This window comes from Gordonia sp. NPDC003585 (assembly GCF_040610755.1).
In the GTDB taxonomy this organism is placed as follows: domain Bacteria; phylum Actinomycetota; class Actinomycetes; order Mycobacteriales; family Mycobacteriaceae; genus Gordonia.
The window spans coordinates 1-11472 of record NZ_JBEXMX010000117.1 but is presented as its reverse complement, the minus strand read 5'-3'; the positions used below and the strand labels follow the sequence as shown (position 1 = coordinate 11472).

At 67.5% G+C, this 11472-nt stretch carries 7 protein-coding genes and 1 pseudogene; all 8 read left to right on the top strand.

Translation table 11 applies throughout. The features are described 5' to 3' along the window. Positions 1–1151, top strand: a pseudogene (locus ABZW74_RS22575) (AfsR family transcriptional regulator); the annotation flags it as partial. A 153-nt stretch (positions 1152–1304) separates the two neighbouring features. Next, entirely contained in the window at positions 1305–2258 is a 954-nt protein-coding gene (locus ABZW74_RS22570) for an ATP-binding cassette domain-containing protein (RefSeq protein WP_355279518.1), read from the top strand. Further along, on the top strand, positions 2255–3103 hold the full coding sequence (locus ABZW74_RS22565) for an ABC transporter permease (RefSeq protein ID WP_240859041.1): 849 nt from the start codon (positions 2255–2257) through the stop codon (positions 3101–3103). Before ABZW74_RS22570 ends, ABZW74_RS22565 begins: the two co-directional genes overlap by 4 nt. A 10-nt stretch (positions 3104–3113) precedes the next feature. After that, a complete protein-coding gene (locus ABZW74_RS22560; RefSeq protein WP_355279515.1) occupies positions 3114–4472 on the top strand; it encodes a hypothetical protein in 1359 nt (452 codons plus the stop codon). Beyond that, complete coding sequence (locus ABZW74_RS22555) at positions 4469–5701, top strand: nucleotide disphospho-sugar-binding domain-containing protein (RefSeq protein ID WP_355279512.1); 1233 nt, start codon at positions 4469–4471, stop codon at positions 5699–5701. Before ABZW74_RS22560 ends, ABZW74_RS22555 begins: the two co-directional genes overlap by 4 nt. A 446-nt stretch (positions 5702–6147) precedes the next feature. Then, positions 6148–7653: a hypothetical protein gene (locus tag ABZW74_RS22550; protein ID WP_355279510.1), complete on the top strand. Its 1506-nt coding sequence runs from the start codon at positions 6148–6150 to the stop codon at positions 7651–7653. Beyond that, on the top strand, positions 7650–9062 hold the full coding sequence (locus tag ABZW74_RS22545) for a hypothetical protein (RefSeq protein ID WP_355279507.1): 1413 nt from the start codon (positions 7650–7652) through the stop codon (positions 9060–9062). The genes ABZW74_RS22550 and ABZW74_RS22545 overlap by 4 nt, the downstream gene beginning before the upstream one ends. Then, positions 9059–10372, top strand: a complete 1314-nt coding sequence (locus tag ABZW74_RS22540) for a hypothetical protein (RefSeq protein WP_355279505.1) — start codon at positions 9059–9061, stop codon at positions 10370–10372. Before ABZW74_RS22545 ends, ABZW74_RS22540 begins: the two co-directional genes overlap by 4 nt. The last annotated feature ends 1100 nt before the right edge of the window (positions 10373–11472 follow it).

The following is an 11472-nucleotide window of genomic DNA, read 5'->3' as shown; positions in this document are numbered from 1 at the left end:
ATCGGCTCGACCACTCGTCGGACGCCATCCTGTCACTCCTCGACGGGAGCGCGAGCCCGGATCCAGCACTGCTGCCTGTTGTTTCGTGGCGGACGATGCGCACCGGGGGCCACGACGCGACCCTGCGGTTGTGCCGCGCCGTCGCCCGCCAGCCGGCCGAATCAGATCGCGATGTCGCCGGACTACTCTGTGCAACAATACATCTCACCATTGCGGGCCATCGCGACGCGGCCCGGGCGCGGCTCCGGCTCCGCGAGGCCATGTCGGTGCGGCCGTTGAGTGGAATCGACGGACTCATCGGCGATCTGCTCGTCGCCCGACCGGCCACCGTGGCGCGGACGCTGGCGACTGCCGCGCGCAGCGCCGACGCAGGGGTGGTCGCGGCGGCCGAACTGGTTCGCGCCGAATTGGCCGAACGCGCTGCCGCACCGAGGTTCGCACATCGGTGTGCCCTGCGCGCATCCGTGGCAGCCGACGTTGCGATGCACCCGTGGTTCGCCGCGAACGCACGCAGCAGACTTGGCCGCATCTGCAGCCAGGTTGGGGACCACGAGGCCGCCATCGTTCATTTCGAGCGCAGTGCAACCACTTTCGACGACATCGGGCTGGCGCAGGATGCGTGTCGGGTGCGCATCTACCAGGCCGGCGCATCGGTGAGCGTCGATCCGCGTCGAGCCGAGGATCTGCTCGCCTCGTGCCTGCGTGCTGCCGGAACCACCGCGCGACCGTTCATCGCAACTGCTCATATGACGCGCGCGCAGTTGCTCGTCGACGACGATCCTGCCCTCGCGGTCACGGCAATCGCCGACGCCCTGCGCATCGCGGGGCCACCCGCCGACGGTCACTCGGTCCACATGCACGCGGTGGCCGTCGCCCTGCTCGATGCGGCCGGACAATCCACGCACGCACGGCTCGCGGCCGATGACCTCGAGGCCGCCCTGACACAGCGTCGTCTCGACCCGGCGCTCACCGACCTGCCCGCTCTCGGCGCTGCGGCGGCGGCCGTCGTCAAGGCCCGTGGCCTGCGCGACGACGATCCGTACGCCGCCGCCGCGCGCGCCATCCATTACCGCCGGGACTTCCCGGTGATGCACCTGGCCGCCGGTCCCTCCATGTCGAGGGAACGCGCGGTGGCGCAGCTCATCGGCTGATCTGCTCGCAGATATTCAGAAGAGTGCGGGAGGTAGGACGACGGCACTCTTTCGCGCCTCCATGATCGGCAGCACCGCCGACGGTTGAAACCGAAATGAAAGTGCCCTCCGCCATGGTGGTGACGTCAGACGTTCGCGGGAGAAGGAACATCGATGGTCAGATTGCCGGAGACGGCCGTGCATGCGGAGTCGTTGCGGAAGTCGTTCCGCGATGTCGCTGCGGTGGCGGACGTCAGCCTGTCCATACCCACCGGCTCGGTGTGCGGAATGCTCGGCGCCAACGGTGCCGGCAAGACGACGACCGTCCGCATGCTGGCCACCCTCGTCCGGCCCGACGGCGGCCACGCGAAGATCTTCGGCCGCGACGTGGTCACGCAGGCGCCGGCCATCCGGTCGCTGATCTCGCTCACCGGCCAGTACGCGTCGCTGGACGAGGACCTGACCGCGCTGGAGAACCTGGAACTCTTCGCCCGGTTACGCGGAATCCGCGGCCGCGCGGCACGCGCTCGCGCCGCCGACCTCGTCGAACGTTTCGGTCTCACCGCTGCGGCCGACCGGGCGGTATCCGGGTTCTCCGGTGGCATGCGACGCCGCATCGACCTGGCCGCGTCGCTGATCACGCCGCCCGCGTTGCTGTTCCTCGACGAACCGACGACCGGCCTCGATCCGGGTACCCGTGCACAGGTGTGGTCGGCGGTGCGCGCGCTGGTCGACGATGGCACCACGGTGCTGCTGACCACGCAGTACCTCGACGAAGCAGACCAACTCTCCGACTCGTTGGTGGTCATGGATGCCGGGCGCGTCATCGCCGAAGGGCCCGTCGACGTCCTCAAGGATCGTGTCGGCGAACGCTCGCTCGAAGTCACGCTCGCCGAGCCGGCTCGGATGTCCGAGGCAGCCGCGATCATCCATCGGCGAGTCGGCACCGCCGTGGTTCCCAGTCCTGAGTCGGGCCGTCTCACCGCCGCTCTGCCTGATCCCGCGCTCTCCGCGCGTGTCGTCGTCGCCCTCGACGAGGCCGACATCGCGGTCGCCGAACTCGCCGTCCGCCGCCCAACCCTCGACGAGGTGTTCTTCGCCATGACCGACCAGCAGGTGCCGGCATGATCACCCAGAAGATCGCGCCAGATGTGACAACGATCCCCGATTCCGACGGCGGCCGCGACTGGCCGGTACTCGTCGCCGAGCGGGTGTCGACGGCCCAGGCCGTGCGGGACACGCTCACCCTCGCGCGCCGCGGGCTGCTGCGGATGCGCCACACGCCTCAGCAACTCTTCGACGTGATCATCGTCCCGGTGGTCTTCACGATCATGTTCGCCAACATCTTCGGCGGGGCGATCGCGGGTGACGTGTCGGCCTACCTGCCCGAACTCGTACCCGGAGTCCTTGTGTCGGTGGCGATCACGAGTTCGGTGGTCACCGGAGTACAACTTCGCGAAGACATTGACAGCGGAGTCTTCGACCGGCTGGTGTCGATGCCGATCTCCCGCATGGCACCGTTGGCGGGGTCGCTGACCGCCGACATCCTGCGCTATGTCATCGCGACCACGATGTCGCTGGTGGTCGGGCTGGTGATGGGCTACCGGCCGGGCAGCATCGTCGGCACCGCCGCGGGCATTGTGCTGGTCATCTTCGCCGCTTTCGCGATGAGCTGGATCTTTGCCCTGATGGGTGTGATCATGTCCAAAGCTAGTGCGGTACAGGGTATCTCGATGCTGATTCTGATGCCCCTCACCTTCACGTCCAATGCATTTGTCCCCACCTCGACGATGCCCGGCTGGCTGCAGGCAATCGCCGACGTCAATCCGGTATCGCATCTGGTCTCGTCGTTCCGTTCGCTCGCCAACGACGGAGAGATCACCGCGCATGTCGGCTGGACGCTGCTCGGCGCGACGGCCATCATCGCCGTCGCGGCACCGCTTGCCCTCCGCGCGTATCTCCGGCGGGTCTGACGGGCCCATGATGAGCGACACGAGTCGGACACGGACGGTGGAGCGGCTCACACCCGAGCGCCTCACACCCGACGACGATCTGTTCGTCCGCATGGAGCATGCGCTACGGCTTCCGGTCGTCAACCAGTGCGTCTGGCGCCTCGACGGCAACGTGACCGACGCCGCGATCGCCGCGATCGCCGCGCGTCTGCGCCGTGGACGGTTGAGCAGGCTGGTGCACCGCCGCCGGACGCCTGGTCGTGACCGCTGGGTGCACACACCCGCGGCCGGGCGATTCAGCCTGTCGGACAGGCCGATTGCCGCCGGCGAGGAGGCATCTTGGGCTCGCCGCTGCGTCGACGCACCCCTCGACACCATCCGCGGACCGTCATGGCGATTGACCGCCGCCCGCTCCGCCGACGGTTCCGCTGTGTTCGTGTCGCTCGTCGCGTCCCACGTGGTCGGCGATGGTGGTGCCGTCATGATGGCCGTCACCGAGGCCGTCGCCGACACCGCCTTCGACGCGACCGACACACCGCCGCGCCTCCGTGACAACCTGCGCGACACGGCAACGCTGTTGGGAACCGCCGGCAGGGCGGCGGCCGCCATGGTCACCGACCGTCGACCAACCACCCAGCCCCGCAGAGATACTCACCCCGAGACACCTGCTGCGACGACAGCGGTCACCGCCGGCGAGAACGCGCCGGTATCCGCACCCACCACGATCCTCACCATCAGATCCGACGCATTCCGTTCTGCCGCATCGGCTTCCGGAGGTACACCCAATTCCCTCTTCGTCGCGATCATGGTCGGCGCACTCGAACGCACCGGTCGGATTCACCCCGGCGAGGCCATCGGGCTCTCGCTGCCGATGTCGACTCGCACCGACAACGACCGAAGGGCAAACGCCACCACGGGGGTCACCGCCGCGATCGTCGTGGACGACGACCGCTACCGCGACCTCGGCGCCATCCGAACGGCATGCAAGAGCGCTTTCCGCACGCTCGTCGACGGACCCAGTCCGGCCGCCCGACTCGGCATCGTCGCCCAGGCGCTCGGCGACCGCGCCGTCCGCCGGCTGGCAGCAAATGTGTCGGCACCGCTGTGCCTCGCGTCGAACCTCGGTGAACTCGATCCGCGGTTCGCGTCGTTGGGCACGGGTTCGGTGGGTCCGGTCGCGATGCGGTCGGTGGCCTCCACACCTGACCTCGAGGTGCTGCGGTCGATGGCCGGCGGGATCAGCGGCTGGGCATCGGAGAGCGGCGGTCTCGTCACGCTCTGTGTGACCTCACTCGACCCCGATCGAGTGGCCGACGACCAGGCCCTGAGCAAGGTCGTCGCCGATGAACTCGGCCGATGGTCGCTGACCGGAAGCGCCTGGGGCACATGAGAGTGTCGTTCGCACTGCACGGCAGCCGAGGAGACGTGCAGCCCGCGATCGCGGTCGCCGCCGAGCTCGCCCGGCACGGACACACGGTGCAGTTGGCGGTGGCCCACGACCTGATGCCCATGGCGACTCGCACCGGCCTTCCCACCCGCGAATTGTGTCCCTCGACGGCGGATCTCCTTGCCGGTTCGATCATCAAGAAGCAATTGAGATCGCCGAATCCACGCACCCGCCTGAAGGCGCTCCGTGAGGTCGGGGCGTACGGCGCGCACACATCGCAGCGGGTGATGGGTGACCTCGCCGACGAGAGCGACATCCTGGTCACCGGTTTGCTCGCCCAGGAACGCGCGGCGACCATTGCCGAGAGTCGCGGCATCGCGTTCGTACCACTCCACTACTGTCCGGTGCGGCCCAACTCGACGGTCTCGCCGACGTATCGCCGCCCACCCACCTGCGTGCGGCGTGCACTGTGGAGCACCGTCGACCGCCTCTACTGGCTCACGTCCCGCACCGACGACCGGCGCCTACGCACCGAACTCGGACTTCCGCCCGCACGCGGCCCACTAGCTGGTCGCTTGCGCGCCGACGGACGTCCGGAGATACAGGTCTACGAGGCCGCACTGTTCCCGGGCTTGTCCCGCGAATGGGGCTCCCAGCGGCCGTTCACCGGCTTTCTGCTGCCCGACGAGCGGACCCGCCGCCTCCTCGACGGGAATGATTCGCGAACCGACGGCGTCGTCGCGTGGGCCGAGGACGGCCAACCACCGGTCTACGTCGGTTTCGGCAGCATGCAGGTCGCCGAAGAGCGCGTCAGCGGCATCGTCGATTCCCTTGTCCGTCGCGGGCGGCGGGTGATCGCCCACACCGGACACCCTCTGCCCGAACATGATTCGGTGCTGAGGGTGACCCACGGACTCGACCACGAGCGCCTGTTGCCCCGGTGTCGTGCTGCCGTCCATCACGGCGGCGCGGGCACCACCGCCGCCACCGCGCGGGCCGGTATTCCATCGGCCATCGGCTGGCTCAGCGCCGATCAGCCGCTCTGGGCGGGTGCGCTTGCCCGCGCCGGGTCCGGAACCGGCGCACCGCTGGCGCGCCTCGGCGAGGCACAACTCGACTGCCTGCTCGATCCAGCGACACAACGGGCTGCACATCGGCTCACCGCGCTCCTGACACCTGCTGAGATCGCGACGCAACGAGCCTGCTCGGCGATCGTCGGTGCCACAGAGTGATCGTCGGTGCCACAGAGTGATCAAGGCCACGCCCGTGGCGACTGTGCGTCCCGCCACATCATTTGCATGTGAAACGACCTGCTCGGGGCGAAACATCCAGCACGTCATGGCTTTTCAGCCGACACTGGCTCACAACGCAGGGTATTCAAGGGTGGCGCAGCCCACATGGCGCGGTGACGCCGACAGGCTTACGCTCAGCATCGGACGTCGATGACGTCGCACGGGGGGTCCAGTGGTTGGGGGTGGACACCACCGAAACATATGAGCGGCAACGAATGTGTCGTTGCCGGCGCAGACGCGGGGGGTCTGTCGTCTCCAATGATGGAGAGCTCATGAGTCCTGGGGGGGACTTCACACTCCGCGCTCGCACAACAAGATTCCCCGACGGCAGACCGGAGATGCTCCGCTCTGTCCCGCATCACCATCAGCGCGACGAGGTATCAGCAGTGGAGTACACAGAGCTTGCCGATTACCCGACACCATCGGGGATCATCACCGAATGGATACCGTCGACCAGGGCGTCCGACTGGACGTCCGACGATCGACCACTTTCGACCAATCATGCCGCCCACCTGCGGCACACACGCGACGACGACGTCTCGTGGATCGGCACGGCGTTCGCGATCGATCAGCCACTCGAACCCCGCGCCTTCGCGGCCACCTTGCGGACCTGGATCGCCCGTCACGAGGTCTTCCGCAGCACGGTCGCGACCGACGCGGCCGAAACCGCACGACGCCACCTCGAGCCGGAAGCCATCGCCATCGATGTGCGACGCTACGGACGGGTGCGCGATTCGCTCGAGGTATACCGCCACCTCGAGGAGTTCCTGGCGACGGGGGTCCGCGCGCACAGCTGGCCCCACATCGTGTTCACCACCGTCGAACACGTCTGCTCCGGTCCGGAGCAGGTTGACGGCGACCGTTTCACCGTGATCTTCGGCGCCGATCACGCCGTCATGGACGCCTACACACAACTGCTGGCAATCGCCGAGATTCGCGAGATCTATCGTGCGCACCTCGTCGGCGAGACTCCGGCGCTGCCGCCATGCGGTTCCTACGTCGACCACAGCGTCGACGAGTACAAGGCCGCCACCGCCCTGGGCACCGATCATCCGGCCGTCCGGGACTGGGAGCTCTTCCTGCGCAGCGCCCCCACGTCTCCGCCGACCGTCGGCGAGGACACCGATCCGACGCCGAACACACCTGCGCTCCCAGGTTTTCCGCTGCCATTGGGGTCCGAGCCGGCGATCGGACACGCCCAGGCCGCACAGTCGAGTGTCTCGCTGTGGATTCTGCCGCGGGAATCGGCCGACGCGTTCAGCGCGGCCTGCAAGGCAGCAGGCGGCTCCGGGTCGACAGGCGTGCTGACGGCGGTCGCAGTCGCTTTGGCGCGCCTGTCCGGAACCCGCGTCACCCGCTACGTGATGCCGATGCACACGCGCACTGCACCCGAATGGTTCACGGCGGCAGGATGGTTCGTCGGTCTGATGCCGGTCGCAGACGATCTCACGTCCGTTGCGCGCTTCAGCGAGGCGCTGGCGGGCACGGCGACGGCCACCCGCGCCCACCGCAGGCTCGTCGGTCATTCCTTCGCCCGCATCGCCGAACTCCTGCAGATCAGTCCACGCGCCCGGTTCGTCGTGTCGTATGTGGACGGACGATCACTGCCCGGCGCGAGCGACTGGACACCCGCCGATCGGGCGCTGCGCAGCCCGGTTCACAGCGACGACGAGGTCTACCTGTGGATCAACCGAACCGCCGACGGGATCAATCTCGCCGCCCGCTTCCCGGGCAACGACACCGCCGCTGCATCGGTACATGCGTTCATCGCCGAATTCTCGTCGGTCCTGCGAGAGGTTGCCGCCGATGGTGACACGGAGATCGTTCTCGATGCGCACGTCGGGAGCCATCAGCAGATCGCGGCGCTGGCCGACAGGGGCGAGAGCCGGTGAGAATCGTCGCGCGTCGCGAGTGGACCCCACGCGGCGGTCACGTCATCGACTGGGTGGCCGACGAGCACACCGTTGCCGCGGCGACCATCGCGGCGGCCGGAGAGCCACATCCGGTCGGACCGTCGTTCCTCCAGCGAGATCACATCACCGCCGTCGCGGCGACACGGGCGAGCGGCCGAACACACCGCGCATACACGTGCGCCGCGGTGACGGTTGCCGGGACGCTCGACGAGCCACGTATGACGCTCGCGCTCAACGGGTTTCTGCGCGATCACCACGGGCTGCGCAGCACATTTCGCACGAGCGGCAACGAGATCACCCGGCACGTCGTGGACGCACAGGACATCGCACTGCGTGCCCACCACCGCGACATCGCCGACCACGAGATCGCCGGCCACGTCGACATGAGGTTGAGCAGCGAGGCCGTGTTCGATTCCTTTCCCGGGGTCATCTTCGGCGCGATCGTCCGCGACGACTCGTTCGACCTGTACTTCGGGATCGACCATGCCTTCGGCGACGGTAGTTCTCAGGTGACCGGGCTCGCCGAGATCCTGGCCCGCTACGGCGGGCGTGATGTACCGGTGGCCGGCAGCCACATCGACTACGTGGCAGCCGAATTCGCCGCGGCCACGCGAGTCGGGTCCAGCTCACCGGAACTCGACGAGTGGGTCGAGGCCCTGCGGCCGACCGGTGGGCGGTTGCCTGCGTTCGCGCTCGATCTCGGACTCGACGACGGAGAACCCCAACCGGTCCGAATCCGCCGCGCACAACTCGCCGACGCCGACGACGCCGAGGCCATCGCGCATGCGGCAAGCGCCGCCGGCACCGGATTCACCGCAGCCGTCTACGCTGCGCTCGCGGTGACCGATCGACACCTCAGCGGTCGGGACAGCTATTGCACCGCAACGGTTCTGAGCACACGCAGCGCCGAGCACACCTCGTCGCAGGGCTGGTACTGCACCTTTGCGCCGGTGGCGTTCGACGTCCGCGGAGCCGAAGTGATCGACGTGCTCGCCGACGCCGCCAACGGATTGGCCCGGGCCCGGCGACTCGCCCGAACACCCGCTCACGCGGCACTCGGTCACCTGATAGCGGCCCGACGGCTCGATCCAGCGGTGCTGGCCAGCCCGCAGATGGTCTCCTACCTCGACTTCCGGTGGTTTCCGGGCCAGCGGGAACTCGCCGATGCGGTGCTGTTCACCGGCGAGGGACGAACGCGCAACGCATCGCTCTGGATCAGCCGCGACCACGACGGTTTGTGGATTGCGACACAATGCCCCGATAATCCGATCGCTCGGGAGTCGGTCACCCGGTACTTCGACACTCTCCGCGCTACATTGGCGACCATGGTCACCTCCCCGATGAGCGCGCGTGCCTGCGCGGCACCCGCCCTGGGGATCGGCGCGTGAGGGTCACCGGCGCCGACCTGGTGGACCTGTCGGGCGAGCTCACCGAGATCACCCTCACCTGGACCGATTCTCCGACGTCCGTGGGTTCTCCGGTCAGCTTCAACCAGGCCAATCACTTGGCTGCGCACGCCGCGGCCACGAGTAATCCGGTGTGGATCGCGGGCACCGTCGAACTCGGTGACAGTGCGGGCCCACCGCCGAATCCGCAGCACATCGCCGACGTGGTGCGGCAGGTCGTGGCCGAGCAGGAAGCTCTTCGTCTGCGCTTCAGCTGGACGCCCGAGCCGCGCCAGCACGTACTCGATCCCACTCACCTGCGGACGGGGCTCGTGACTCACGGCCAGGCCGACACCGCCGACATCGTCGCCCTCATCAATTCTCGCTGCCACCCGCAGGTCAGTCCGGGAATCTGCTTCGCTCTCGTCGGCCGCACCCTGCTCTGCGCCTTCGACCACGCGCACGCCGATGCCCTCACCGTCGACATCATCTTGCGTCGGCTACACCTGTTGAGCACCAACACTTCCGCGCAAGCGGCGGCACCACCCGGATTCGTCGGACGATGCGTCGCCGACGCCGCCGACGTCGACCGCTTTCGCACCCCTGATGGGTGTGACGACACCGAGACGATCGAGCGGCTAGCGGGCTGGCGCAACTTCTTCACCGAGACCGGCGGCAAGGTACCCACCTTTCCGCTGCCCCTCGGTGATGTCCCCGCGAACACTCCGCAGCGGACCTTGGTGCGCACCGTGCTCTCCGCAGACGACGCCGGCGCCATCGATGCGGGCCTGTTTGCCACGGTACTGGCGGACCTGGCGTCGGTGATCGAAGACCTCGGTGGACCGTCACGTCTGGCCGCTCTGATCCCACTACACACTCGGGGACAACGAGATTCGGGCTGGCACGACACCGCGGGCTGGATGGTCACGAATGCCCCGGTCCTCGTCGATGCGGGCGATCGTGCCGGCGCCAGATCATCGTTGCGCGCAGCGATCGACCTAGCCCGCGTACCTCTGCCGATCGTCCTGGAACGGTGTGCACCGCAGCTCCCGAGCGGGGACATCTTCATGATCTCCTACCTCGACTACCGCAAGCTCGGTCCGAGACTTCCTGGAGCACAACATATTTCGGCCTGTTCGACGGCCGACGACGTGCAGATCTGGTTCTCCCGATCCGAGGACGGCCTCGACGTCCGTGTTCGGCATCCGGCGACACCCGGCGCCACCGGTGTCGTCGACGCGGTCATCGAGCGGTTGACCGATCGGTTGCGTGCCCGCGCCGTTGACACGAGTACGGCGGTCGCGGCGGGCTGACTATCGCTCCCTGAGGTGCGAGCTTCGAAGGGGCGTGGTGAGACAACGATGTCTTCTCACCAGGGGCTTTCGAGGCTCGCACCTAGCCAGCGGAAGGGTGTTCCCGCGGGGTTCGTCTGCAGTGCGATCGGTTGGGTGATCGAGCGCGCCGGATGTCGAGACCCTCGAGCCAACGTCGAAGCAGAAGGTGTTGCCTATCGAGCACCTTCTGCTACAACCGTGAAGCGGCCCGTCGGTGTGCTCCGGCGGACATTTCCCGCCTCCATGATCGTCGGCAACGCCGACGGTGGGTCGCTGATCCGAAGAGTTGGGTGACCGACGCTCTGACCTGGGCAAACGCCGCAGTGCTCTGTCCCTGAAAATAGGGGAAGAACTTCTTCCCCGGGGTTCACAGTCGTCCCCTAGAATTCCTAGGGGAGGACTCCAAGAGTAGGGCACGAGTTTTCTTCCCCTAGTTTCTTGGCGGCAAAGAGCGCTTTCTGTGCTCGACGACGATGTTCGGAGTCCGAGGTCTGCGCTCGAGGTGGACCTCGGTGAGGGTTGACCGCGACGGCGGCTTCGCCGACCTCCCACGCGCGTCGTCGGCGAGTCGTGGTTTCAGAAACCGCGTGTCTGGTCAGAAACCCGAGGTGCACCAGCGGTTTCTGGCGACAAGTGCGGTTTCTGCGATGAGGCCGCACTCTTCCCGCCTCCACGATCGCCGACGCCGTCGGCGGGTGGGTCGCTGATTCGAAGAGTTCGGTGACTAGCGCTCTGACCTGCGCATAAGCGTCCACCACCCCACCGCTCTCTGAGGTGCCCGAGGCGCCGGCCGAGGGATGCCTCGAAGGGCAGGTGAACGGGCCACGTCGGCGAGGCGCCGGACCACTGAAAGTAGGGGAAGGTTCTTCCCCTACTTTCTGCCCCTGCTTGTTGAGTCGTCCGCGAGAAAATTCGGCCCTTCTGCTCTGAATGTGGATGGTTAGTTAGGCGTACGGGCCGGGTGTGGGCGGGTGGGCGCACGGGCGCTCGTAGGGTTGAAAGCTCCTACACAACCAACCTTGGGAGCTGACCCGTGCGCGCTACAACCCTACTGAACCGTCTGCTGTGCCTGCCGAGTA

Coding starts and splice junctions, on each gene's coding strand:
- ABZW74_RS22570 (WP_355279518.1), top strand. CDS start 1,305: ATGGTCAGATTGCCGGAGACGGCCGTGCATGCGGAGTCGTTGCGGAAG.
- ABZW74_RS22565 (WP_240859041.1), top strand. CDS start 2,255: ATGATCACCCAGAAGATCGCGCCAGATGTGACAACGATCCCCGATTCC.
- ABZW74_RS22560 (WP_355279515.1), top strand. CDS start 3,114: ATGAGCGACACGAGTCGGACACGGACGGTGGAGCGGCTCACACCCGAG.
- ABZW74_RS22555 (WP_355279512.1), top strand. CDS start 4,469: ATGAGAGTGTCGTTCGCACTGCACGGCAGCCGAGGAGACGTGCAGCCC.